Source organism: Lewinella cohaerens DSM 23179, assembly GCF_000379805.1.
In the GTDB taxonomy this organism is placed as follows: Bacteria; Bacteroidota; Bacteroidia; order Chitinophagales; family Saprospiraceae; genus Lewinella; species Lewinella cohaerens.
Genome location: NZ_KB903532.1, coordinates 20,226 through 45,984 on the forward strand (window position 1 = coordinate 20,226; position 25,759 = coordinate 45,984).

Here is a 25,759-nt window from a genome sequence, read left to right on the forward strand (position 1 = left end):
ATTCTTATTTATTCAAGACCCAGGTGTCCTTACTCCCGCCTCCTTGTGATGAATTAACAACCAACGACCCTTTCTTCAACGCTACACGCGTGAGCGCTCCGGGGATGATTTTGATTTCTTTTCCGTACAAAATGTAGGGCCGCAAATCTACATGACGACCTTCAATACCCTCATCAACCAAGGTAGGCACCCGTGATAAGCTGATCATTGGCTGTGCAATATAATTACGCGGGTTGGCCTTGATCTTACGTACAAACTCTTCTTGTTCTGCCTTCGTAGATTTAGGGCCAATGAGCATACCGTAACCACCGGAGGCATCCGTTTGTTTGACAACGAGGTCAGCAATATTTGCTATAACGTGAGCACACTCTTTAGGATCGGCACAGATGTAAGTTTGTACATTGGGCAAGAGCATATCTTCGCCCAAATAGTATTTGATAATTTTAGGAACGTAGGCATAAACAGCCTTATCATCAGCAACACCCGTACCTGGCGCATTTACCAATACGACGTTGCCTTTGAGGTAAGCTCCAAAAAGGCCAGGAGTGCCAAGCAGCGAATCTTTATTAAAAACAAGGGGGTCGATATAGTCATCGTCTACTCGTCGGTAGATGACATCTACCCTTTGTAAGCCCTTGGTCGTCAGCATGTAGACCATATCATCCTGCACCACCAAATCGCGGCCTTCCACCAGTTCCGCACCCATCTGCTGGGCGAGGTAGGCGTGTTCAAAATAGGCGGAATTATAAGCCCCCGGTGTAAGTACCACAATTGTGGGTTGCTCTCGATCAGGCACCAAAGATTCAAGCGTATCGCGCAAAAGGTGGGAGTAATTGGACACTGGGCGGACGCTCAGTTTTTCAAAAATACCAGGTAATGTTCGCTTCAGAATTTCTCGATTTTCGAGCATATACGATACGCCCGAAGGGCAACGCAGGTTATCTTCAAGCACGTAAAATTTGCCATCACCACCACGAATCAAATCACTACCAGTGATGTGGCACCAAACTTTTTGAGGAGGGTTAAGTCCAACACACTCCTTGAGAAAAGTAGCGCTAGACAGAATAAGATCAGCAGGAATAACCTTGTCTTTGAGGATTTTCTGATCGTGGTACAAATCGTCGATAAACAAATTCAATGCGACGATGCGCTGGCGCAAGCCTCTCTCCATTTCCTCCCAATCGGCACCACTGATAATACGGGGAATAATATCGAGTGGAAGTATTCTTTCTGATCCCTGGTTGTCGTTGTAAACATTAAAAGTCATGCCCATAGACAACTGGGCTCGATCGGTGGCAAAGCGCAATGAGTTGAGCTTTTTCCAATCCATTTTTTGCATCCGGTTCTTAAAACGAGCATAATGGGAACGAACATCCCCTTGCTCCGAGATCATTTCATCGAAGAAACCGCCGGTATCATAACCGGTAAAGTTGATTTTTGGCATAAATTGTAGTAAAGATAAAGATGTGTAATCGTGCTCTACAGGTAATATAACAAAATTAGAGCACTAATCATCGACGTGCTTGATCATTCACCAACAACTTGAAAACCGACTTGGTAAATCGAACGTACTCCTGGGTTTTCAGATCAAAGCCTACCCATTGGTACTGATTGCCGTAGGGGCAAGGTGGGGCGCCTTCTTCGGAACCTGCACGTAATTCGTAGCGAGCAGGCTCCGCAAGGTAGTTTTCCATACTTACTTTACGCATCCTTTTTGCGGTAACTCACCTTGCAGCTATTACATACTAAGTTTTCGCCTTGGTCATTCAGCTTGATTCCATTCAGGTGTTTATTAGCATAATCCTGGATCCAACCTATGTTGGGGTTGGTGCTGTTGACATCTACATTATCGTTCTTTACCGCTTCGTATAATTGGCCGCTATACTCGGTCTTACCCCAACAATTAGGGCACACTCCTTCGGGTGTTTCTTCCGTGTCAGGGCTAGGATGACCTTTCAGGAAGTTTATTAATGATGTTGCTAAGCTCACTTGTTCTTGTTTTTTGTCTATGATAAATAAGTACGGAGATAAATTAAGTAATTTGCGCTCCACCTCCTATTTTACTTATCCAATACGGTAGCACCAGGACTTTTTGAAACTTTTTTTCCTAATCGTTGTGCCCATTTTCTTTTACGCCAAACCTCAAATACGTATCTCGTTCTACATTTATGCCCACTAATCCTACCATGGATACACCAGGGGCGATATAGCAAGGCACCAGATAGAAATCGTCGAGCTCTTGAGAAAAAAGCTCGTTTGCCTTTTTTTCCGTTGATCGTTTAACACTTAGGCCCATATTATTGATCATGGCGTCGCCAAAACCACGCCCCAACGGCACCTCATAGTTTCCTTTCTTTTGGTATTTATCTTGCAGCAAGCGATCGTAAACCATATCGGCCCACAGAATATTCAAAGAATCTCCTCCATTAGGGCCTAAGACGTAAAAGTCTTCCGGAAATAATAGGGTATCTGGCCTGTCGTTGACAATCCGTAAAGCCAATAGGCTGATGCCGTGGCGTTTTTCTTTTTTTGCATATTTCCGATTCCCTGCATCTTTCAACACGTGATAGCGATAGGCAAAGGTGACCTCCTGTTTGGCCAAACTGTCTGGTAACGTGATAAACGCTACTGTTTCTGGTTGAATAGGATGATATCGAGCGGCACAGCTGGCACAGCAAAGGGTTATCAGGATACAGAAGTACCCGAAATTACGCAAGTAGTGATTTCTCATTTCTAGATGGGTATTTGGTGTCAAGTTCCTTTAGAACCTGGATGTTCTTTGATAAAAGACAGCAAGTGCCATGACCTAATGCGTTGTACCCCGCATCGTTAAGCGGGCCGTTTTGCTATCGCTCAACTCGAAGATAAGCTCTTCCTCTACAAACCAAAGTTTTAAGGCCTGTTTACTTGGTAAGTATACTGGCGCTTTGAAGTCCACGGCAATCGTTTTCACTGGTTTACCCAAAAATGTTTCGGCAGATTGTAATGCACGGACAGCACTGTACCAGCCGTGTAGAATACGCCGGGGAAACCCCATCGTTTTCGCTATCAAGGTAGACGTATGGATGGGATTGATGTCTCCGGAAGCCTTGGCGTATTGTTTGCCCAGGTGGGCTGGAATATCCCATTCCTCACTAAAAGCAGGCGTATCCAAACGCATTACTTCTGGCTTTTTGGGGCTTCGTGAGCTTGGTTGTTTACGTTTTCGCTTGGCGAGATATACACTCGTGCAGGTAGCTATTTTTGCACCCAACTGCCAGAAATCAACCTTAAAAGTGATGATCAGTGGACCATCTTCCTTGTAAGGCACCTCTCCTGCAACTTCTATCTTGAAGGGCTGCTGCATATCATAATCAGCCAATGCCTCCAGCTGGTTACTCAGGTGTACCAAACCAGGAATAGCAATGGTGAAGGCTTTCTCTAACATGAGTGCCGTCTGTGCTCTTTGGGCCAAAATATAAAGGTAAGCAAAGGGCGCTTGCTGAGCCCACTCCATCATCGCCACATATTTTTGCAGTGCCGCCTGATCAACCATCACCTCCTCGTAAACACTATCCAGCACAATACCCGAAGGCTTGATCTTTACCCCTCTTCGCAGCGTAAGCAACGACGGCAAGATGAGTTTCGACAGGTGTGGAAGTTGGGGTTTCATTTTGTTAGTTTATATCTTCATCCCGAAGCCTCGGGGGGCACGAGGGGAATCGTTTTACCTCTGACCGATAAATAGGAAAAGCACGGGATTCGCTAGCAAATCGAGTACTTAAGCGAGCACAACCTCTACCAGAACCACCTCACCCGTACGGTTCATTATTTTATCACTCCATTCTTCACTCAGACGGTTACCTGCTAACTCGGAGGTCGTACCATCCTGCAAAAGAATTTTTAACGATGCTTTCTCTCCTCGTTGGTAAACAAAAGGCACCTGACAATACGTGAAAGCCAGGGTTCCTTTAGACAAAGAAACCTCCTTTGAATCTCCTTTTACATCTACGTAAGTAAAGGTTTCCTCAGAAGTCAAAAACTCAGAAGTCTGTAGCAACTCTGGTCGGCATTCAATCTGTCCGTTTTCGACGAAGATGCCCAGCTCGCCGAAACGCGAGAGGATATCTTCCTTTACTTGTCCGGTCATACCCGGCTGTTGAGCACCCGCATTGCCAGGGGTATGAGAATAAGGGTCCATAGGGAAAGCGCCGTAATTTTCCGGCGTTTTGTGAGTACCCAATCCGGCGCGGATATCGTAATAATGATCGACCAGCTCCTTGACCACGTGCTCGTCTTCGCCAGCTTTGATAGCTTGCCAACAATTTTCCTCCACAGCTAGCAACAACTTAGATACCATGTGCCAATAGATGGACCCCAGGCCTTCGTAACCGAAGAAAGTGCCCGACCGCCCTGTGAAGGACTGATGATCAAACACGCCTTCAAAAGCAGCCAGGATATGGTCAGCTTCTGTTTGCGGCAACTGGCCGTATTCGCTTTCGGATAGCGTAGCCAACACCCGTTCGATATCCTTCTTGTTATTGAAACTTCCGTTGAAATGATAGTCGCCTCGAACATCCTGCTCAATCAATCGGTGATCCTCGTTAGCCACCATCTGGCTAAGCAAAGCTGACCCTTCAACAGCGGATGCTGGCAGCGTATTCTTGACCTCAAAGCGAGGAAGCTGACGGTCGGGGTACAAGATATAACTGTGTTGATCGGCGCGGTAAAGGTCACTTTTGCGCAAAGCACGCAAGAGATCCAGTACTTCAGCCGAAGAAAGTACCCCGGCACTAAGTACAGCGACTTGTCCTTCCAGCATTTCGTACAAATACCGAATGGCAATACCGCCGTCTTCCTTGACACTCATCAAGTTATAGGAGTGGTAGAGTTTATCGGGGCGTTCGTTGGCTTTAATCGTATGGTCTGTGAAAGCCAAGACATCGCTTAGGAAGGCCGAAATGTCGTTGCGGTTAACCGAGCGCTTCTTCTCAGAGAATCCAGCGTAAACTTGATTGCGGTAGGATTCGCCAGCACGGCCCAACTCATCCACAATCTGGCGGCGAAGTTCGTCATTGATCGGGCCAGACAAGTGCGATTTATGTTGCTTAAAGGTATTGGCAATAGCCGTGAGCAACTCGGCAACTTCCGTTGAAACAGCTATTTCGTCTTGCTGTGATTGCTCAAAAAGCGATTGGCAAAAGGTTACGAAACGGCGGATATAGAAGAGTGTCACCATGGATACGCCACTCCCGACGAGCGCGTTGTTGGCATCGTTCCATTCCGGGCGTTGGGTATTGAGCCAGATGCCGCCTTCTGGGATGAAGTTGGACAATTTTGCCAGTAGCGTTACCAAAAGTTTTTCCGTAAGGTTAACCAAAAGCACCTCGCCTTTTTTGTTCCAAACCAGCTTTCCGTCGGCTCCTTGGGCGGCTACCCGATGGCCAATTTCTTCTTCCAGCTGGTGGTCAAAATCGACGGTATCCTGCGGATCGGCCAGCAGCTTTTCGTAACTCCGAATGCGGTAAGGTACATTGGCGTAAGCAAACAAGGGCTGCGTGAGCATTTTCGTAAGCGCATCGGGATGATGAGCCTGGGAAAGCTCCAGTAATTTCAGCAGGTAAATAATCTGGTGATCGCCCCAGTAACCGATGTACGACCAGGGATCATCTTCTTCGATGACTTCCCAATCTATGCCGTTGCGGGTGACTCGGTAAGGGTTGTAACCATCGGGGGTGGAGGCGTTGACAAATTTGCTGATCATCCCTTCCAGATAGCGAGGGTAGGACAAGGCCAGGCCTTCCCAATTTTGGAAGATATCACGCCAGTTGCCTTCGTAGTAGAGTTTCTTTTCGCCGGACGGTTCTAGTAATTCGATAGAGAAGCGATTCCACGGCCGGCTGGGGTCACCATGTCTACGGCTGAACGTGAGGGGCAGGTATTCCAAACACAGACGATGCAATTGAGCGTCGCCCTCTTTGGCTGCTGCACCTATTAAGTCGGTATAAGCAATCGTTGCTGGTAGACCTTGCAAAAATGCTTTGTGCTGGGCTGCTACCGTTTTGTTATGATGACTAATAAAAGCCAGCAAATCCCTTTTGGTCACCAGATAATTCTGGTCAAAAATGCCGCCACGCATCACATTGAATAGGACATTCCCAAAATGCCGGGCCGTTAGCAACTTATCGCTCGTTTGTTGTAGTCCATCCGCATTGGCGACAATCTGAATCAGGTTCTCCGTACCAGCGGCAATATCGGCCTCCAGGGCCGCAGATAAGCCAGCATCTTGGCTGATCCAATCGGCCAGTGCTACCACCTCAGCAGGACCTTGATTGATCTCGGCGACAAAATACCAAGTCTTGTCTTCCCCTTTTTCCAGCGACAAAGCGCTTTCTATAAAATAACCACCCCGTTCGGCACGAATATCGGTTTCATCGGTAAGGGCTTGCCCTTCGCGGAAGTCGCTTAACTGCCGAGAACAAAGAAGGTTGGTCTTTGCATCCAGGCCAGTAGACCAGACGGTAGTCGCCTGAAGCGATTCGCTGGGTTCCGCCTTATCCACAGGGATAGAGCTTAGGAGAAACAGCCCCAATCCGGAAGGTTCCAGCAATTCATTTTTCTTATAAGCATCCAGCAAGGTGCTGCGTTCGGTTTGCATCTTGAGGTCGATACCGTAGGGCAACAGGTTTTGCAAACCATCCAGTACTCGGACTTTAACGGAAGCAGCGTGATGGCCCTCCAGACGTGATTTTTTCACGAAGCCATACTGCTTACTGCTATACCAACCGTAAGAAAAGGTGAGTCCTAAATCGTGGTTTTCTTCTTCAAAGATCAGCTGATTTCCACAGATATTTTTGTACAGATTGCGGCTGACCTTGTAAGCCCCTTCAAAACGTTCAGAGAAAGGTTCCCAGAGGAAAGTCTTACTGTCTTTCTCTACCAGAAGTATCGTTTTGCTACCGGTAAGTTCGCCACTGTCATGGATTTTATCATCCGTATAATAAGGAAACAGGGCATTTTCCGGATTTTTCCGACCTGCCGACAAGCCGCCTTTACTGGAGATGTAGAGCCAATGATCGTCATCGCTCACCACACTCATGAAGAAGGGTGGCATTTGATCGTAATGGCTAATTTTGTAGTATTCTATTCCGTCGCGAGTGACGAATTCACCAGACACCTGGTCATTGGAATAATGGAGAGGTGCCGGGCCGATGTGGATAGCTTGCTTACTCATGCGTTCTATGTTGGAAAGTTTACAAGAGCTTTTAGGTGCATATCATTTTGTAAATAAAAACGCCCCCAGAAGCTCTTAGACCCGAAGATAGAATTTTATGGGTATTTTTTAAATATTGTAAGGGAAGGCTGTTTTAGGAAATGGGAAATCCGCTGGGTAAACGCATGATCGCACTGGTCGATTGCCTCCCAAAACACCTCNTCTTCAATCCTTCTACCAATTTTAGCTCGAAGATCCCCGTCAATGATTACGGTACCACTTCAATCAACCGCAACACAGAACGATCAATACCGATTCCGAAATAAACAATGTACAAAACGACTAAAACCACCAATGATCTAGTACCAAAATCGACAGAAGGGTAATTTAGGAATATGCCCGATATGGCCGCAAAAACCAGGAAACAAGAAACTGCACTTACGTAACAGAATAAAATGGAGTTGTGGATTCCGCGTACTAAGACAGCCTTCTTTGGATTCCAAGGGTTAACATAGGCTACAATTCTCTCCCCTACGACCAACTTTTCTTCAATTTTATCCCGATCAATCTTTTTGGTCGAAAACCCCTGAAGAAAAGCGTTTCGATCACTGGTAATCGTATCTCCTTCCCACTGGTACGAATAGGCTACTCGCATTCGCCGCACGGTTCTTTTTTTACGGCTGCTCCGTTTACCACTTCCTCTTCGGGGGCTGCTCGAAGAGCTGGCTTCATAGATAATTTTCTCTATAGTCGCTTCTGCCGGTGTCCAGCTTTGTGCGACTACTGACATAACGGTACCGTATAAGCCAAGGCATAAACCAGGGAGAATAAACATCCCTAAAAAAGCTCTTATAATCCAATTGCCGTTTCCTATTGTTTTTTTTCTCACTAACTATTCTTTGAATTTGCTTCCATTTGCAATAAATAGCCTGAGACAGGCAATGGTAACCACCTTTATGCGCTTACAACACATACCGCTGAAACAAATCCTCTAACACCTCCTCCGGAGAATCACAAATACCTGGATGAATGCGAGATGTTTGTAAAATCGTACTTCGGGATGCGGATAACCAGCGAAAGCGGTAAGGCAGCTCCTGCTGACCGATGCTACCGCCTTGTGCACCACCCCTACATACTGCTTCCCAAGCTTTGAGATAGCCTTTTAGCATCTCCACATCCAACTCTTCAGAGAACGCCCGCAAGCGATTTTCATTGAGCTGGTACTTGATGTCCAGGTATTTTTTGCGTTTGGAGAACACGATGACCCCCACGTTGATAAATTCTTCGCGTTCCACCTTGGGGACCACCCGGATGACGGCAAATTCGTAAGGGACTTTATTGGGCATCGGCAGCTTCTTTGGCTAAAGCAGCAAGCTTAGCGATTCGGGAATTCAAAAACGCCTCGTAGGCCGCTCTTTTTTCTGCGGGGGGAAGAGGACTACCTTCTTCTTCCAACCAATCTTCTGGAATATTAGCAATGATATCCGCAATAACCGATGAGGTTACCCGAGATTGAATTTCGGTTGCCGCCGCCATTAAGTTGGTGGCTCGTTCCAAAAGAACATGGTCTTTGATATTGGGGAACGTTCGATCCAAGTGTTTTTCCCAATGGGCCCAATTATGATGAAAATATAGGCTGGCTCCGTGATCGATCAGCCACAATTCCTTGTTCCAGTTCAGCAGGTTTGTATTCTTGGATGTCCGGTCGATATTGATAATCATGCTATCCAGCAGCACCACTTTTGCCGCAGTTGCAGCGTCAGCTTCAGATACCAGGGGGTCATAAGTAATGGCACTGGAAAGGAAATGCATCCCCAGGTTGAGCCCTACACTAAACTTCAGCAAATCTTGTATTTCCTCATCCGGCTCCGTCTGACTGAAGGAGTTGTCCAGGTTCATAAACACCAACTCGGGCACTTTCAATCCCATTGCCCGGGCGAGTTCACCACCAATAAACTCGGCTACGAGCGCTTTTTTGCCCTGCCCTGCTCCGCGAAATTTCAAGACGTAAAGGAAATCATCGTCGGCTTTTACAATGGCGGGTAACGAGCCTCCTTCTCGCAGCGGCTGCAAGTATTGTACAACATCAACCGTTCGGATTTCTATCTTTTTCATGGTCGCCAAGATAGGGAAAAGTTATGGGGTCTTTTTTGCCAATCACTGATAATCGCTAGCCCTTAATCAGTGTCTTGACTGTTAGAAAGGCCGCATCATCCTGGCTGGTGATTTTCAAAAAATAGACTCCAGTTGCCAATTGACCAAGGTGGTCATTCAAACCTTGATAATTAACGATAAACAACCGCCGACCACCGGCATCATAAAGTTCGAATACCCAATCATTTCCCGCTTCTGGCAAATACACTTGGTCGCTAAAAGGGTTAGGAAAAAGCTGAATATCTACCTGTTGGTCAATGCCACCTACTGCATTCGGGCGAATAAATTCATAAGCTCCAACATCAGGGCTATCATCGGCGAATCTGTCGTTATTGACAATATCAAACAAGGTTGCATAATCAATATCCCCTGCATCAATCAGTATACTCGTAGGCGTAGGGTAAAAGTCGAAATTTTCATGATCCGTGAAGTTATCCTCGTATTCCGAATAGGTATTCAGTACGATGTTGTTCAACTGTTCTCCATCTACGACAAATTGATTGGCCACATTATTGGCCACCACACAACCAGTACTGGGTGCTCCGTTTTTATGATCATCAATCCTTATCCAGCTCGCACCGGGAGTGATATCCGGGGTAAGGTCAATGACGGTATTATTGATGATCTGGCAGTTGTTAGCTCCCAAAAAGGTGATACCATGCCAATGATCTACACTAATGACATTATTCGCCACGACCCAATTATTGTAAAATCCGTCAAAACAACCAATCCCCTGCAAAGGCCCATTCAGCGGCCGAGATGGATCATCCGTATTGATGATGGTGTTGCCAATGACCTGGTTGTCATCAACCACGATACCATTGACGGTCCAAGACTGGATACCATCGTCATGGTTGTCGTCCACATCGTAGCAATTCTTTATCAAATTAGACTCGAAGATCACGTGCGAACCTAATAGACGCATCCCATCACCAGAAAAATTGATCACTTGATTGTTCTCGGCTCTGATATAATCTCCCCAGGCCGTGATGCCCATATCGATATTGGTGAGCAAATTACCCGTAACGACAACCGAGTCGGCTCTAATATAAATGCCATCACTTACTTGTGTTAACCATTCTTCTGCCGTAGTCCAAGGTGTCGGATGGCTGTATATTTCACAACCATGCACTTCAATATTAGAAGATGGCCCCTGATGCGCGTGTGACTCAATATAAAACAGTCTCCAATTCAGAAAATAACCATAATCAGAAGTACTCACCTTTACGTTTTCAAAGCGCCAGTTTTTGCAGGCTTGCAGCCTAATTTTTTCAATAACGGGAACGTGCCCCTCCTCCCCTATTATCGTTACCGGAAATTCATTGATGTAATTTTGCAGGAAGACTTCGCCGTGTAGCCCATCCAATAAAACCAGCGTATCGCCAGCATGTACAACACCGTTGATATTTTGGGGGACCAAGCTACTGGTAACAGCATTGTATGGCAGTGGCGAATAACGATTAGAGACAATAAGATTGGCATTGATCACTTCCTCCAAAGCTCCCCATGGCGAATCTATAGAACCATCATTGGTGATGCTCCCGTTGGCAGGGTCGAGGTAATACTTGTTCCCGTAAGCAATAAGGCCTAGCGTAGTAAGCATCATTAACATCAAGAGCTGTTTCATCTTCCTATTTTTTATCCAATTCCTTTTTTTGCCGCATCAGGTCATTGTAATAGTCGGCTCTGAACTCTCTTTCCTCCACAAATATCCGTCCTCGTCCTCTTTCGTATGGAGAAACAGTGACGTAAACGACATCGCCCTTTTGAAGACTATAACCTGCCATCCGTAGACGCCCTGTTAAAGACATCAATACTTCCTCCCCGTTTATACTGTCAATAGTCAGGTACGTTCCAGGAGAGGCTTCCTACTCAACGATACATTTCCTTAATTCAAAAGTTGGTGTTTGCATAAGCTGCCAATTATTCCTTTTCCTGATGAAAATCTCCAGGCAACGAACCTTCTTCTTCGGCTCTTTGCGCCAAATCCTGTTGAATGCGGAGGTTGATTTTCTCTATTTCATCAAAAGAGACATGAAAATAATGCCCTGTATTGCCCGATTTCTGTTCCGCTTCCATCAAAATATCTCGATAATCGTAGGAGCGTAGTAGTATTTTGCAAAATTCCAGCACATTCCCATTGGCCAAATACACGACAGCCCGAATACAACTATCGGTATAAAAAATAGACTTCACTCGCCTACCAAAGCTGATCTGATCAAAGATAAATGCAGCTTCTTCTTTTTGAAAATCACGTTTGACTCTTTCTACGATGTCTTTAGGCAAATCCATACTCGTCATCTTCCTCTTTTTTATCATTCAAGAATCTGCCCCTCTAAAAAACTAGCCCACCAAACACCTCTTGCCAAGGGTCACGGGCCAGCAAACTGTAAAAGAAAAACCCTCCTAACCAACCGTGATAGATGCCCAACACCAAAAGATTGTGCCCTTGTAAATACAGCCAAGTGTACACCAATGCCAGTCCAAAAGTACCAGTCACCAACAAAAGGAAAGGGAAGTGTACCACAGCAAATACCGTAGCTGTCAGTAGTATGACAGCCCAAAGGGCAAGTTTGGGTTGCTCCAGGTCCCGCAGGTTTTTACCGATCAATCCTACTATCAAAAACTGCTGAACGATGCCCCACAAGGGATACAAAAGCATAATCGGGAGTATTCCCCAATTGAGGCGATTCGTCCCCCAATGATTACCTAAAAGATAAAAGACGACTACCAAGGCGACCGCAAACGGCAACAATAACCCAAAAGTGCGCCAAAAACCTACCGTTGTAAACCCCCAATAAGCTAATATTCCCGGCGACTGGCTACGACGATATAGTACATAAGCCAACCACGCCAAACAAGCCGTGGCGATGTAAGGCAACCGCCATTCCAGCATATCCATAAAAATAAACTTGCCCAGGCCCGTAAGTACAACGGCTCCTGCTTCTAGTAGGCGGGTACGATTGGTTATTTGCATAGCGCGTTTTTTATTTTCTTAAAAATAGAGAAAACCCAATCCGTTCTGAATTATAAATCCGAACGACGGGTAGTGGTCCTCCCCATATCTTTGCGTCATACTTATTTACTACAGGAAGAACTAATTTATCCTTCGAAACAGCACGAAAATCCTTCACCATGAAATCACCCGACAACACCGACCTCTTTCTTCGTTTCCAAGCTGGCGATCAAAACGCCGTCAAGCAGGTTTTTCACGACTACTATCCACTTATGTGTCAAACCATTTATCGGATTATCAAAGATAAAGATACCTCCGAAGACTTGGCACAAAACGTGTTCATTCGTGCTTGGCGCAAACGTGAACAGATTGCTATCCACCTTTCTCTGCCTGGCTACTTGCGTAAAATGGCTATCAATGAAGCCCTTTACTATTTGCGGCGTCAGGCCCGGCGAGCAAGTATCCTAAAGCAGTACCAGCCTGGGCCAATTACCACGCTTACGACGCCTTTAGACGAGGTTATCCGAGATGAAACCGATCTCCACATCAAGAGCACCATCCAGCACTTGCCTCCCCGCTGCCGGACCATTTTCCAACTCAATCGCACCGATGGCCTCAGTTACCGAGAGATCGCCCAACGCCTGGACATACGCCCCAAAACGGTCGAAAACCAAATTGCTAAAGCTTTGCGTATTTTGCGGCATTCCTTGCAGGCTGCATAAAGGCAATAAACTGCTGGAATGCCTCCTGAAAACGAACCGCTATTGCCATGAGTCGTGCTTTTATCTTAGCCTGTTTTTTATCCGTTGTGGTACTGTCCTGCCAAAACAACACAGACAGTACCTTAACAGCTGTCGTTGACGACTACCTGCAAACCTATCAAGAACGAAACGACTGGGAGAAGATGCTCTCATTTTACAGCGATAGTATCTACCTGGAAGACGTCAACCTGGAGCTCGAATTCAATGGCAAAGATGCTTTTCGGGATTTCTACGACTGGCCCAATCCGAGCTTTCGCAAAACTTCTCCCCAGCAAAAGACTTTTCAAATCGAGGAGGTTGCTATTGATGGGCAAACCGCGGTAATAAGAGGTAGGCTCGAACCTTTCTACTGGAAAAACGAACTACAAAGCTGGCCCGGCCTCTTCACCATCTGGCTCACTTTTAATGAAGATCAACAGATCATTCGACAGTATGACTTTTTCAAATACCCCAAATCATTTTTACCCTAGCGACGCCGGATAAATAAGTGTCGGGTTTGATAGATCAGTGATTTTGGTTTTAATTGAGGCGAAGGTTCCCGACCTTAGCCATAGCTAAGGGAGGCGGTTCTTCAACGAAGAGTAAAGCCAAAATCATTCCTTGGAAATCTGACAGTTATTTATCCGACGTTGCTTAGTGCTTTCTGCGTCGGCGGCAGCCGCGCTAGCCACGAGCGTGAGCGAGTACAACCGTGAATCCCGAGAATCGGGATGAACACCACCCCACCAAGCACAAAGCATCAAGCATCAACTCACATAATCCAAACTTGTTGCACCGCTACTTTTCAAAATTTTCTTCCACTATCCATTCTCCTTCGCTGCTCCCAAACAAAACCTCTTCGATCTCCCCTCCTCCTGAAAATCTAACATCCAGGGCGCTTATTTTTTGTCGCTTTACCTGCCCCGGTGTTTGGTAGGCCTCCTTGTTGTTAACCAAGATTTTCAGCACGCCTTTCCTGGCTACAATCTCCAGTAACACCTCCTCCGAAAAATCCACCCCAAAAGCCGAAAGATCATATTTATCCCCAGGCATATAGTACTGCATCACCCGCAAATTCGAGGCGGCAATACACCCCATGGCGAATAAGGGTACTTTGATAATACTCCCCTCTCCTATCACATATACATAAGTCTCTTGGCAGGCGCCACTACCTGCTGCGTAGGTATTACGCAACCTTACCCGCAAATGAAAGTTATCGGTGCTCAATCCTTCAAAATCTTGCGCCAAGCCCATTCTTACCAGCGGTACTTCTGGTTCCAGTGGTATGCCATGTGCGGCTATATCGCTAGCGTACACCGCTAGCTTCCCCTCCTTCCGTAAAGTTTGCGGCGGCAGGTATACCGGTATCGGCTCCTGTACAATCGCACCGTACCAATCATCCGACAAAATATGTAATGCATGCTCTTTTACAACAGCGCCACCTACCAGCAATTTTGCCAGGTAAAAACCCGGATAGTAATAGATCGAGGTATGATATTCCTGGCTACGTGGCAATCGCACCCGGCGTCGTGTATCCCAACTCTGCTGAACCTCTATCGAATCAAAAGGCGCAAGACGCGCATCTATTTCAAAAACAACAGAATTAGGTACACCTTCGCTACGTGTTTTTTTGCTAAAAAAATGAAAATCGTCCGGATTAAATGCCGGTTCCTCCTTATGTCCCGGAAAAAGCACCAACAGCAGCACTGCCAGCCCTAGTGCGCCAGCCATCGCCTGCCACCGTTGCCACCATTGGCCTTTCGTTGATTTGCTTTTCGCAGCGATTTTCACCGTCTCCAATCCACCGCTTGCCCTCACAAAAGCGCGCCAATTTTCATGTGCCACAAACTGCGCCAGCACATCCAATGTATTCACGGCAGGGCTACTTTCATAAGCAACCTTTCCCCATACCCGCTTCAAGGTCACATAACTCAAAGGGTGGCCCGTCTCTTCCTGTATGCGCTCACTCAACCGCACAAAATCCTGATGCGTCCATCCGGCTGAGGGGCCCCAGTCAAGTTTTTCTTCAATCGCCAGCAGGCACCTCGCTATATTTTCCTCCGCTTTACTCATTATCACAAAAATAAGAGCTTGTTTGGAAATTTTGCCCCTCGTCACAACTTGTACCAGATTGTACAAGCCTTGTATTGATATTTTCTCCCCTTCTTTTCTCCTTTGTATCAGTAAGTGTAATACAGCACAAAAAGAAATGGAACCTTCGTTTTTCAAATAGATGGCTAAGCGATTCATTTCAAGCGGGTCAACTATTTGGAAAACCTCAAAGAAGGTGCTATTTATTTTTTGCGCAATGCAAGGTTCCGGCAGGAGTATTTACTTTCTACTGTCGGGCCATTTTTCACTTATTGGGGCCTCCCTTCGGGCGCTACGTTGCGCAGTTCGTTATTCACTCAGCCCTTTGGGCCAGCCCTCTTCCAGGGCTGCTGCTGCACATCGCTAGGCCAAAGAAACAGCACAAAAGCAAAGGGAATAATCCAGAGAAACATTGGCAATAAATTATAAAAAATCACCTTTCATGTACACCAAACTATTTTTTGCGATCCTTCTTAGTCTGTCTATCACAACTGGCATTGCCCAAACCATTGCAGTACCATTTGATAGCCTCCGCTGGCAATTAGAAGGTCAACACTACGAACTGACAACCTACCAAAATCAAGATGCGCTCCTTCTTCGCGATGCAAGCGCTACCCTCAAAGATGTTCTTTTACAAGATGGCATCCTCGAATGGGATATGGCGTTCGCGGAGCAACGGGGCTTTTCAGGTATCAATTTTCGTATCCAGGATGATCGCAATGCAGAGGTTTTCTACCTCCGCCCGCATCAGTCTGGCAAACCCGATGCCAACCAGTATACGCCGCTCGACAATGGACTCACCGCTTGGCAACTTTATACTGGCGAAGGGTACGCCGCTACCCTGCCCTACGTGTTTGACCAATGGTTCCACATCAAGATGGTCATCAAAGGCAGGCAAGCGACTATATTCCTCAATGGCGCTACTACTCCTAGTCTTAATATACCTTGGCTACACCATGCCGCAACAGAAGGAGCACTACAATTATACGCCAGTCGTTTGCCGGCCTATTTTGCCAATTTCTCCTACCAAGTCCTGTCTCCAGAGAAAACCACTACAACTTCGCCCACTAATTCCCCTCCCAGTGATCCTTCTCTCATAAAATCATGGGAAGTATCTTCTCCTTTTGCAGAAAATGACCTTAACTCCATCACCGATCTGGAGAAATTTGACACCCAAGATCTCCAATGGACAACACTCGCTGCTGACCCTTCCGGAACGACCAATCTAGCAACAATCTCTGCTTTCCAGAGAGACAGTGCCAATACGGTTTTTGCAAAGCTTACCATCAACACCAGTCAACCCCAGATCAAAGGCCTCCAATTTGGTTTTAGCGACCGTGCCCGAATCTTTTTCAATGGCAAATTGCTATTTGCTGGCAATGACTCCTATCGTACACGAGACTTTCGCTACCTGGGCACCATCGGTTATCACGATACGGTCTACCTCCCACTCAAGAAAGGCCACAACGAAGTATGGATAGCCGTTAGTGAGTCCTTCGGTGGTTGGGGCGTCCAGGGCCGCTGGCTAAGCCCGCTCGAATAATCCGGGGCTCTTCCTCCATAAATAAGAATGGCCAACGACACTGTCGCTGGCCATTCTTATTTATCGAAAACTCGGCTTATAGCCCTCCAAATTCCAAGGTCGCACACAGCAAGCCTCCCATCAGCATCAAGGTAATCGCCCAGTAGCCAAAGTGGATCAGGACGTATTTCCAGCCACGGCGCTCAAAAGCAGCATTAATACCGATCACGGGCAGGGCAAAGAACAAGGCATTAATAAACCCGTGTAACATCCCGTGCGGAAAGGTTCTGAAGCGACCACCATACTTTACCATAAGCTCATTGAACTCTTGCTGTATCGCACTTCCCGGTTCCATCACTTCTGGCATAAACAATGACCCAACATTGACCTGATGAATCACCGAGCCCGTCATCCCGAAAGCCAGGATAAAAGACAGTAGGTAGGCCGTGCCCATAATCACAGACATATTACCGCCTTGTAGCGATTCCATCGTAAAGCCATTGCTCTTCATCCAGGCATTACCCAATACTTTTGGGTGATAATAAGTAGCTCCTATGATCATCGGGATCAGGGCCGCTACAAAGTACATGTAGAAATTAGTGGGTATCATAAAAATTGTTTAGATAGGTTTGAAAAACGATTGAAATTAATTGCTGACAATCCTCGATTTGACTACAAAAAATATCATAATACGTAAAAATAAACAAAAAAAATAGACAAACACACTAAAAGCCTCGTAAAAAACTGATAATGAATATTTAGCAAAAACACAGACTCGGCTTTCCTCTAGCCACTTTGTAATGGAGACAGGTACCAAAATAGTCGAAGCAGGATGGTACTCCGGTAACCGTACCTTTCACCATCCCGATCGCCTTTAGGCTGCAGTAAGCAGATTAGCTACATCCACGCCTTCACCGTATTCCTCCCCAACTGGTACATGTGTACTTCATCCGGCCCATCGGCTATGCGAATGATGCGGGAATAGGCAAAGAAGCTTGCCAAAGGTGTATCGCCAGATACCCCCATGCCGCCGTGGGCCTGGATAGCCCTATCTACAACGCCCTGACACATACGGGGTGCAACAATCTTGATCATGCTGATCAAATCCTTGGCGCCTTTACTCCCTTCTCTATCCATTTTATCTGCAGCAGAAAGCGTCAATAAACGAGCTTGTTCGATCTCGCAGCGCGAGGTGGCTATATCTTGCCGGATGCTGGAAAAATCCTTGAGGGTACGCCCGAAAGCCTGTCGGCTAGCCACCCGCTGACACATCAGCTCCAGGCTGCGTTGGGCAGCTCCCACCAGGCGCATACAATGGTGAATACGGCCCGGCCCAAGACGCCCTTGAGCGATCTCAAAACCTCGGCCTTCGCCAAGCAGAATATTGCTTTTAGGAACCCTTACATTGGTGAGTTTGATCTCTGCATGGCCTTCCGGCGCATCATAAGAACCAAAGACATTCAACGGGCGCACAATTTCCAGCCCAGGCGTATCCATAGGCACCAAAATCATACTTTGCTGCACGTGGCGCTGGGCCTCAAAATCAGTCTTACCCATCACAATCGCGACCTTGCAATGAGGGTGCATCGCGCCCGACGACCACCACTTGCGGCCATTGATCACATAGTCATCGCCATCGGCAACAATAGACGTTTCGATGTTGGTGGCATCCGACGAAGCTACATCCGGTTCGGTCATCAGGAAAGCAGAGCGTATTTTGCCTTCCATCAAGGGCTCCAGCCAACGCTCCTGCTGCTCAGGATTGCCGTACTTGGCCAGCACCTCCATATTTCCGGTATCGGGAGCACTGCAATTGAAAATCTCTGCAGCCCACTTGCAGCGGCCCATCAGCTCAGCAAGTGGCGCATATTCCAAATTCGTCAGACCTGGGCTCAACTCGCCATAGCTTTTGGGCAGAAACAAATTCCATAAGCCTGCCGATTTGGCCAATCCCTTTAACTCTTCTACTTTGGGGTGTACCGTCCAGTAATTTTCCGGTTGCCCGTAATAGGTATTGAGCTGCTGCTCGACGGGATAAATGTAGCGATCCATAAATGCTTCCACCTGCTGGATCAAGTCTTGAGTGCGCGCTGTATATTCGAAATTCATGTCTTAATTCTTAATTTCCTGAACCCGACAAGGAATTATCAGGAACAGTAAAAAAATAAATTGAGTACAAATGACCAGGTTTCGCGGGCTTTAGTCCGCACTTTTAAAATGGTGATTCGTCCTCCTTACCTCTTACGATTGAAACGCATTGGTTACCCTAAAAAGGAGTGCTTTGATGCACGATTGATTGCGGACTAAAGCCCGCGAAACCTAAATACGCTCAATGATACCGGGATGGTCTCCCTTAACAAGCCAAACCATATCCCTCTACTTGGTACCCCAAAAACTACCCACCAATCAAATAACCTCCATCGGCAGTGTAGACGCCGCCCGTCATGTAAGAGCCAGCCTCAGAGGCCAGTAGCAGTGCCAATCCTGTCATCTCTTCGGGCATGGCCATGCGGCTCAGCGGTAAGTGTTTCTCTAATTTATGGAGCAGCTTTTCATTTTGCCAGAGTGCTTCGCTCAACTTGGTTTTCACCAAACCTGGGCAGATGGCATTCGATCTAATACCATGACGCCCCCATTCCTTGGCCTGATTCTTTGTTAACATCAATACGGCGGCTTTGCTTACGCTGTAGAGGCCTAGCCCAAAACCGGGGTGCAACCCCTCTACCGAACTGATATTGATGATGGAGCCACCACCTTCTTTGAGGTGAGGCATACACAGGTTAGACAAGTGCCAAACAGCCTTTACATTGACATTCATGATCTTGTCGAAAGCATCCTCCGATGCATCTTCAACCGGCCCAAAAATGGGGTTGATGGCTGCATTGTTAATCAAGACATCAATACGACCATAAGTAGCCATCGTCTTTTCTACCAGGGCTTGACGTTGGGCACTATCACCTACATGGCAGGCGATTCCTATTGCCTCCAGGCCTTGTGCTTTGAATTCTGCTGCTACGGCATCCACTGCATCTTGCTTGCGGCTGCTTACCACCACTTTGGCGCCGGCTTCGGCCAGGGTCAGTGCCATTGCTTTACCGATGCCTTTGCTAGAACCTGTGATAACAGCGACCTTCCCGTTTAAATCAAATACTTTCATGAATTGTTGGCTTTTTTGCTGGCCGGTGAAGATAAGCGAAAATTCGCTATTGCGAATAACTACTAAGGAAAGAGGTTCACGACCCAGCAAGCGTAGTCTACCACTGTCGCTAAAAAATAAAGGGTTAAAACCGACAGGGGTAAAACACAGCAGATTGGACCCCCTAGCCCACCTCCTTCCCTGGCGGGACACCTCCTCCCGAGGACATGGGCGGGCCGTGGCCCGTGGGGTTTGGATATATTTTCTCTATTCACTTTTACAAAAAAAATGCTAGCCTAAAGCAAAATCGCTGTCCTCCGCTCGGGCGGAGGTGGGTAATAAATATAATGCAGAGACGCAATACATCGCGCCTCTACATTATATTCATGGACAGCCTGGTGCCGTAGTGGTGTTTGCACAGCAACGCTACTACCGGCATGGCCCATAAAGAAGACTATTCGCTACNGACTACGGTCGTTGCTCTGAACAAGCCTTCGATCGTTTCAACGGCTGCTAATGCCGACAGGTGTTCTTGCAAGCTTTCGCTGAAAGCCCAAGCGATATCGGGGGCTAAATCCATGTAATGAGGAGTGACTGGGCGGAGCCGGGCATTGGGCATTACTTGTTTGGCCAAGCCAATGGCGGGTACCTGTGCGATCAGCGCCTCGTCTTCATAGAGATGACGTAGAGACGGTATAATTCCTCCCTGCAAGGCAAGTGTGCGCTGCTGCATTTCATCGGTCAGATACTCAATGAATACCCAGGCCGCTTTTTGTTCTTCTTCGCTGGCAAAGGCACTAACCATCAAATTCCAACCGCCCAAACAGCTGTAAGAAGGGTTGCCCTCTTTACTAACGGGCAGTGCTGCCACGCCAACATCGGCAGGGTTTATAGGTGTTTCCTTTGATAAAATCCGGTGATAAGCACCCGGCCAGGAACGCATAAAGATAGCGTCACCGTTTTCGAAAGCCGCTAAGGCTTCAGCCTCTTTGTATTCAAATACATTAGCGGGTGCTACGCCTCCGGCAACCAGGTTTTGCGCATCCTCGATGCCTTGAATCGCCTCCTGGCTGTTGATCATTAGTAGCGGGGCCTGTGAGGCTTCTGCATCAATAGAAAAATCCCCCAATAATACTTCTCCTCCAGCATTCCAGATGAACTCGCAGGCATTGGCGACACCTCCTTCGTAGTTGCCCCCCTGGAAGACATAGCCATACTTGGTGAAATTTGCATCCTTTATCGTATGTGCCATAATCGCCAGATCGGTCCAAGTAGCAGGAGGAGCATTGAACTTAAACTTTTGGAGCAGGTCCTTACGGTAATAGAGTATCCCCAGGTCAGTGTACCAAGGAACTCCCCATACTTCATTTTGATAGGAAGCCGAATTTAAGGCCTCGGGAACAAATGCATCGGCTTGGTAATTCTCAAAAAATGGATCGGATAGATTCTTCACCCAATTCCTTTCGGAAAACGTGGCCGTCCATACTACATCTGCACTCAGGACATCAATGTCGGAACCGCCTGTTTCAAAGGATTTCTCCAACTCGCGGTAATATTCGTTTGATAGGCGAGATGTTTGCTTCCAGGTAACGTGAATGTCGCCTGAGTGGGTCGCATTGAATTGATCGACCAATTGCTGAAGCGTTCCGGAATCTTCCGGCCCGTGGGTGAAAACAATTTCCGTTGGCTCTGAACAAGCGCTCAGCAAACAGAACAAGATCAGTGAGGCAAAATAAGGTATTGATTGGATAGTTGTAATTCTTTTTCTCATAATCAAATTGGCTTTAATTAGAATTACTATAAATTACGATTTTTCACCCAATTAAACAATTTTATTTTTGCTTCGCAATAAAAAGCAGACTTTAAGTCTACAAAACATCCAATCTTCAGAACAAAATAAAAACGCAAAAAATACCCCGAGCTATCAAAGAGATAGTCCGGGGCATTTATGGTTAACGAGGTTGTTAGTTGTTAGTCTTGGTGGCTTAAGTACTTGGACAAAAGAAATGTGGTATTGATTTTTAGCGCTATTTTTCTTCTAATCAAGGGAAGCCCGGAAACTGGTAGCCATAGCTACCAAGTTGAGGACTGTACGAAGAGTAGGAGGAAAAGACTCAAAAAGCAATCCGTGATTACATCTGTCCAAGTACTTAAAGCGCAAAAATCTTCAGCTGATCATCTACCAAGTAGTAAAGCTGACCATAAGCACTGTCGATTTCGTACACCGGTTGATTATCATCAAATGGGTATTCCTTAACTTCTTCTCCTGTATTTTTATCTACTTTGAAGAGTACCAGTTGGTTGTCATCATTACCAGCAAAGAAGTAGCCGAAATCATTCTCAACACGACCTACTCTACGACGCTTTACCATTTCACTGGCAGCATCGTTACCGCTTTCCAGCGCCGACTGGCGAGCCTCGTAACGGCCCAATGCTGCATCATCATTGGTGATTACAGAAGAAGATCCAGCTAGACCATTCTTTACAGAAGCGCCCGCTAAGGCTACTGACATCACTGCACCTTTCAGGAATCTTTCTCCGCGAGAAGGGTCTGGATAGTACTCCCAGGTCACCTCCGACCAATCAGCGCCATCGAAGTTTAGCAAAGCAAAACCACGGTCGTTATAGAAGAAGTAGCCATTCTCTACTTTATCTACCGACTGTACTTCCTTACGGATACCATAGGTTGTCCCCTCACTGTCACCCGTTTCCATGTTAATGGCTCTGGCAGAGTGTCTCCAAGGGCCTACCTTGATCGCAGCAGCATCTTCATCATTAAAGTTGGTGAACACCAACAGCTTTGTATCTGCATTATAATCATAGGCATCATAAGAATAAGAAGCCGTTCCTCTACCCACGTTGACATAGATTTTGCCACCTTGTGTATAGAAGTAGTTGTCACCTACTTGGGTCTGGCGGCTTCTCCAAGCCATCAAGTACGCAGCAGGTTCTTTCTCCAATTTCTCGGTCTTCTTCCAAAGGTCGTCGCCCGTTGCAGGATCAATCAACATACGGCGGTTTTTGAAGTAAACCATCAGGCCTTCCTCTTCTACCACAATATCCTTAACACCTTTCTCTGAGTAATCTTTCTTCCAGCGACCTTCGGCAGACTTGCCAGGGGTGTAATCGAAGATATTGAAACCCGCATCGTGTACAACTATATAACCGTTGTCATAAGGCATAATAAACTGGATGTTGCCGTCCATTTTGCTATCACCTTTGCTCCAGAGGCTTTCGCCGGTATTGGCGTCCAACAGGTATAGGGTTTTACTAAACTTGTTAGGTGCACCTCCTGCCGTAGGCATGGTCATTGCACCACCAAGACCACCTCGCTTTTCAGCAATCAGAAGCTTGGTAGCATCTTCGTTCTGGAAAATATAGCCAGGGTTCAACTTGTTGTTCCACTTCAACTGCCCACTGCTCAGGTCAACTGATGCCAGGTACTTATCGTTATGGTACAACAAATCTCCATTGGCAGTCAATAATGGTGGGATAACGTAAGGTGCAGGACCGCTAGTTTCTGCCGAAGCAACCGCTTGTCCAAGACCACTCATCTCGCGCAGGTCCACATCCCATTTCATTTCTGACGTAAAAGGATCAAGTCCATAAAGACGAACTTTGCCTTTAGCATAAAGCTCTACCAAAATCAGTTCCGCTTCTGGAATGATGTAAAAAGTAGAGAAACTCTTGATTTCATCCTTCACGCCATCCACCAACACCTGGCCGGTCAGTACATTGAGGATTGAACCATTTAAAAAAGCAAAAGGTGTGCTGAAGATATCAACATAATCATCAGTACCAGAACTACCTACAGACTCCAGTGCAGCTGTCGTTTTATTACGATCTACGGACCATAATGCGGTATGATTAATAGGGTTGATAGCCGTGTACGTCTCGTTGGTTTGTACGATCGGCACCCCGGTAAAATCATGGATAAAAATAGCTTTACCTCCACCCTGCACAGTAAGTTGTGCAATAGGCTCTACTTGTGCACTGGCAAAAAAGCTGGCACCAAGGAGTAGAAGGCTAAAGAAAGTGCGAATTTTCATAATTCAAATTAATATGATAAATAAAATAGCGTACCATTCTCTATTGCAGTAGCAATAAAATGGTAACCAGGTAAAAGAAATGAATAGTTAAATGAGAAGCAGAAATTCAGAGCGCGCTACTCAATTGTACATTTCAGGCGGCAAAGAAAGGAAATTATCTCCGGAAATGAGGAAAAGGGGGTGGAGTAATTGGCTAAGGCTTATTTGGGGCCATGCCGTCGTTCTTTGGCACCAAGCTGTCTGCTTCTCCGTAGCGTCGGGTTTCAAACCCGACGCTACGGAGAAGCAGACCATTCGGGCATCGCACTCCGGCCTGTTGGCCTGCGCGCTATTTTTGCGCCAATCGTACCAGTGCGATCTACGGTTGGGACACCTTTCAATTATGTAGGCTTGTCGTAGTCTGCCAGGCTACGATACTTTCTCTTTCTGGTCTTCTGACCAGCATCAGCTTAGGGCGCTCTAGTAGTGGAGGGCTGTTTCCCACCTCCGTCCTGCGGACACCTCCGCCCCAGCGGAGGACAGGGATTATTTGTTGTTCTGTCAAAATCCAAGGGTTACCAAACTATCGGCAGTTGTAGTAGCGTCTTGAAGAATGGGATTCGCTGTATTTTGAGGCACTCATTTGGCCTAGCGATGTGCAGTAGTGGTACCGTAGGGTACCAGACCCCGTTTTTTCGGGGGCCGAGTGAACAACGAGCTGCGTAACGTAGCGCCCGCAGGGAGGCCCCATACAATTTACGAACTCGTGCTAACATTTTTTCAGATTCAAAACAACCAAAAATGAAATTCAATCTACTTGCCTTTATCCTTCTACTTTGTCTGCCCGTCACCAGCTGGGCACAAATACCTTCTGACTGTACGATCCCCAGCGTGCTGCGTGATGCCTACGACCGAGACGTGAAAGGGATGGCCATCAAACGGATGCAAGCCCAGAACAGTCCTGACAATGCGCTTATCGAAATTCCGGCTACGGTACAGGACAGTATATTGGAGGGCATGGCCGCCATCTTTAATCTGAGCAACGAGCTGCCCGAAGCCGATTCGGTATTCAACCGCTACTGTGTTCATGATAATTTTAGCTCTCCTGCGCTGCTGGGGTTCATTGTTGGTGTGGATACCGACTCGCCTATCGCTCAGGCTTGGGCCCAGGGCACTACCCTCACCGGCAATGCTATCCTCGACAATTTATTGACAACCTATAACTTTACGTTGCAAAGCTACTTCAGCTTTGGGGCTGGTGTTTTGTATACCGACCAGTACCTCAACCTCTTTGCGCTGGCAGATTCCATTACCACCAGCGTACCTGGGACCTCTTATGCAGAGCCCGATTACATCATCGGCAATGCCGGGCGCATCAACTACAGCACCGACGAAGCCGGTAATCGCCTCTATGAGTTTCGTTACGAATGGAACGACTGCTTTGATGGTTGCGATAATTTCTACAGCTGGTTTTTCACCGTCGGTACTGACTGTAGCGTAACCTTTACGGGCACCGATGAAGGAGGCTTCTTTGGCATCGAAGACTTGCCAGCTCCCACCGATTGCCAGCTCACTACTGACGTAAAAACGCCCAACCTTTTCCCTGATTTCCGGCTTTTTCCCAACCCTGTGGGCAATACCCTGCACTGGCAAGCCGCGCCCGACAGTGGGTTTTGGCAAATCCACAACGCTCAAGGCCAGCTTGTACAGCGTGGCTCATGGTCGTCTGGCAGTGTAAATGTGGCCCAATGGCCAGCGGGACTGTACTACCTGAGCGGCTATCTGGCCAATGGGAAGAAGGTGTTGCAAGAGGCTTGGGTCAAGGAGTAGTGGAGTGCGGTAGAGTGCGAGGTGCGGAGTGCGCGCTTTACTTGCGGGGGTGCTCTTCCGATACCTCGGAACTCGCGGTTTTTGTTCTCTTTTTCGTTCCTCGGTTAGTG

Annotated in this window: 23 protein-coding genes; 4 read left to right on the plus strand and 19 right to left on the minus strand. The window is 47.0% G+C overall.

The genetic code is table 11. The annotated features are described in order from the left end of the window. Window positions 1-4: 4 nt before the first annotated feature. The 13 genes from A3EU_RS0102260 to A3EU_RS0102325 all read right to left on the minus strand — a co-directional run bounded on the left by A3EU_RS0102260 (window position 5) and on the right by A3EU_RS0102325 (window position 12,323). Window positions 5-1,444 carry a circularly permuted type 2 ATP-grasp protein gene (locus A3EU_RS0102260; protein ID WP_020534497.1) on the minus strand — a complete coding sequence of 480 codons (1,440 nt, stop codon included), beginning with the start codon at window positions 1,442-1,444 and terminating at the stop codon, window positions 5-7. A gap of 67 nt (window positions 1,445-1,511) precedes the next feature. Beyond that, window positions 1,512-1,709 carry a hypothetical protein gene (locus A3EU_RS0102265; RefSeq protein WP_020534498.1) on the minus strand — a complete coding sequence of 66 codons (198 nt, stop codon included), beginning with the start codon at window positions 1,707-1,709 and terminating at the stop codon, window positions 1,512-1,514. Continuing rightward, complete coding sequence (locus tag A3EU_RS29120) at window positions 1,702-1,989, minus strand: hypothetical protein (protein WP_020534499.1); 288 nt, start codon at window positions 1,987-1,989, stop codon at window positions 1,702-1,704. Before A3EU_RS29120 ends, A3EU_RS0102265 begins: the two co-directional genes overlap by 8 nt. Before the next feature lie 118 nt (window positions 1,990-2,107). Further along, complete coding sequence (locus tag A3EU_RS0102280) at window positions 2,108-2,731, minus strand: hypothetical protein (RefSeq protein ID WP_020534500.1); 624 nt, start codon at window positions 2,729-2,731, stop codon at window positions 2,108-2,110. A 75-nt stretch (window positions 2,732-2,806) separates the two neighbouring features. Then, entirely contained in the window at window positions 2,807-3,652 is an 846-nt protein-coding gene (locus A3EU_RS0102285; protein ID WP_020534501.1) for a MaoC/PaaZ C-terminal domain-containing protein, read from the minus strand. A gap of 108 nt (window positions 3,653-3,760) precedes the next feature. After that, a complete protein-coding gene (locus tag A3EU_RS0102290; protein ID WP_020534502.1) occupies window positions 3,761-7,213 on the minus strand; it encodes a hypothetical protein in 3,453 nt (1,150 codons plus the stop codon). 247 nt (window positions 7,214-7,460) lie between these two features. After that, window positions 7,461-7,982, minus strand: a complete 522-nt coding sequence (locus A3EU_RS0102295; protein ID WP_425412638.1) for a DUF3592 domain-containing protein — start codon at window positions 7,980-7,982, stop codon at window positions 7,461-7,463. Window positions 7,983-8,154: 172 nt separating this feature from the next. Next, entirely contained in the window at window positions 8,155-8,538 is a 384-nt protein-coding gene (locus tag A3EU_RS0102300; protein WP_020534504.1) for a DUF3037 domain-containing protein, read from the minus strand. Further along, window positions 8,528-9,307 carry a HipA family kinase gene (locus A3EU_RS0102305; RefSeq protein ID WP_020534505.1) on the minus strand — a complete coding sequence of 260 codons (780 nt, stop codon included), beginning with the start codon at window positions 9,305-9,307 and terminating at the stop codon, window positions 8,528-8,530. Before A3EU_RS0102305 ends, A3EU_RS0102300 begins: the two co-directional genes overlap by 11 nt. Window positions 9,308-9,362: 55 nt before the next feature. Continuing rightward, window positions 9,363-10,973, minus strand: a complete 1,611-nt coding sequence (locus A3EU_RS0102310; protein ID WP_020534506.1) for a right-handed parallel beta-helix repeat-containing protein — start codon at window positions 10,971-10,973, stop codon at window positions 9,363-9,365. Between the two features lie 4 nt (window positions 10,974-10,977). Further along, the gene (locus A3EU_RS29125; RefSeq protein ID WP_044085397.1) at window positions 10,978-11,157 is read right to left on the minus strand and encodes a S1 domain-containing protein; all 180 of its coding nucleotides are present in this window, start codon (window positions 11,155-11,157) and stop codon (window positions 10,978-10,980) included. Between the two features lie 112 nt (window positions 11,158-11,269). Further along, entirely contained in the window at window positions 11,270-11,647 is a 378-nt protein-coding gene (locus tag A3EU_RS0102320) for a hypothetical protein (protein WP_020534508.1), read from the minus strand. 34 nt (window positions 11,648-11,681) lie between these two features. Beyond that, window positions 11,682-12,323: a CPBP family glutamic-type intramembrane protease gene (locus A3EU_RS0102325; RefSeq protein WP_020534509.1), complete on the minus strand. Its 642-nt coding sequence runs from the start codon at window positions 12,321-12,323 to the stop codon at window positions 11,682-11,684. A 158-nt stretch (window positions 12,324-12,481) separates the two neighbouring features. Between A3EU_RS0102325 and A3EU_RS0102330 the strand changes: the two genes are divergently transcribed. Together A3EU_RS0102330 and A3EU_RS0102335 are read left to right on the plus strand one after the other, a co-directional pair. Further along, entirely contained in the window at window positions 12,482-13,024 is a 543-nt protein-coding gene (locus tag A3EU_RS0102330) for an RNA polymerase sigma-70 factor (RefSeq protein ID WP_020534510.1), read from the plus strand. Window positions 13,025-13,071: 47 nt separating this feature from the next. Beyond that, entirely contained in the window at window positions 13,072-13,533 is a 462-nt protein-coding gene (locus A3EU_RS0102335; protein WP_020534511.1) for a nuclear transport factor 2 family protein, read from the plus strand. 307 nt (window positions 13,534-13,840) lie between these two features. On the opposite strand, the gene A3EU_RS29130 is transcribed toward A3EU_RS0102335, so the two are convergent. Next, a complete protein-coding gene (locus A3EU_RS29130) occupies window positions 13,841-15,115 on the minus strand; it encodes a hypothetical protein (protein ID WP_156825623.1) in 1,275 nt (424 codons plus the stop codon). A 460-nt stretch (window positions 15,116-15,575) separates the two neighbouring features. Here A3EU_RS29130 and A3EU_RS0102345 point away from each other — a divergent pair, with 460 nt between their 5' ends. Then, on the plus strand, window positions 15,576-16,676 hold the full coding sequence (locus A3EU_RS0102345) for a 3-keto-alpha-glucoside-1,2-lyase-like domain-containing protein (RefSeq protein WP_020534513.1): 1,101 nt from the start codon (window positions 15,576-15,578) through the stop codon (window positions 16,674-16,676). A 76-nt stretch (window positions 16,677-16,752) separates the two neighbouring features. Here the strand turns inward: A3EU_RS0102345 and A3EU_RS0102350 are convergent, their stop codons facing one another. The 5 genes from A3EU_RS0102350 to A3EU_RS0102370 form a co-directional block, all read right to left on the minus strand. Continuing rightward, window positions 16,753-17,265 carry a DUF1761 domain-containing protein gene (locus tag A3EU_RS0102350; protein WP_026211186.1) on the minus strand — a complete coding sequence of 171 codons (513 nt, stop codon included), beginning with the start codon at window positions 17,263-17,265 and terminating at the stop codon, window positions 16,753-16,755. Window positions 17,266-17,552: 287 nt separating this feature from the next. Beyond that, on the minus strand, window positions 17,553-18,764 hold the full coding sequence (locus tag A3EU_RS0102355) for an acyl-CoA dehydrogenase family protein (protein ID WP_020534515.1): 1,212 nt from the start codon (window positions 18,762-18,764) through the stop codon (window positions 17,553-17,555). A gap of 286 nt (window positions 18,765-19,050) precedes the next feature. Continuing rightward, window positions 19,051-19,812, minus strand: coding sequence for an SDR family NAD(P)-dependent oxidoreductase (locus A3EU_RS0102360; RefSeq protein ID WP_020534516.1), 762 nt, complete (start codon window positions 19,810-19,812; stop codon window positions 19,051-19,053). Window positions 19,813-20,245: 433 nt separating this feature from the next. Then, window positions 20,246-21,562 carry an ABC transporter substrate-binding protein gene (locus A3EU_RS0102365; protein WP_020534517.1) on the minus strand — a complete coding sequence of 439 codons (1,317 nt, stop codon included), beginning with the start codon at window positions 21,560-21,562 and terminating at the stop codon, window positions 20,246-20,248. A gap of 379 nt (window positions 21,563-21,941) precedes the next feature. Beyond that, window positions 21,942-23,840 carry an outer membrane protein assembly factor BamB family protein gene (locus A3EU_RS0102370; protein ID WP_020534518.1) on the minus strand — a complete coding sequence of 633 codons (1,899 nt, stop codon included), beginning with the start codon at window positions 23,838-23,840 and terminating at the stop codon, window positions 21,942-21,944. 780 nt (window positions 23,841-24,620) lie between these two features. Here A3EU_RS0102370 and A3EU_RS0102380 point away from each other — a divergent pair. Then, a complete protein-coding gene (locus A3EU_RS0102380; protein WP_020534520.1) occupies window positions 24,621-25,649 on the plus strand; it encodes a T9SS type A sorting domain-containing protein in 1,029 nt (342 codons plus the stop codon). The last annotated feature ends 110 nt before the right edge of the window (window positions 25,650-25,759 follow it).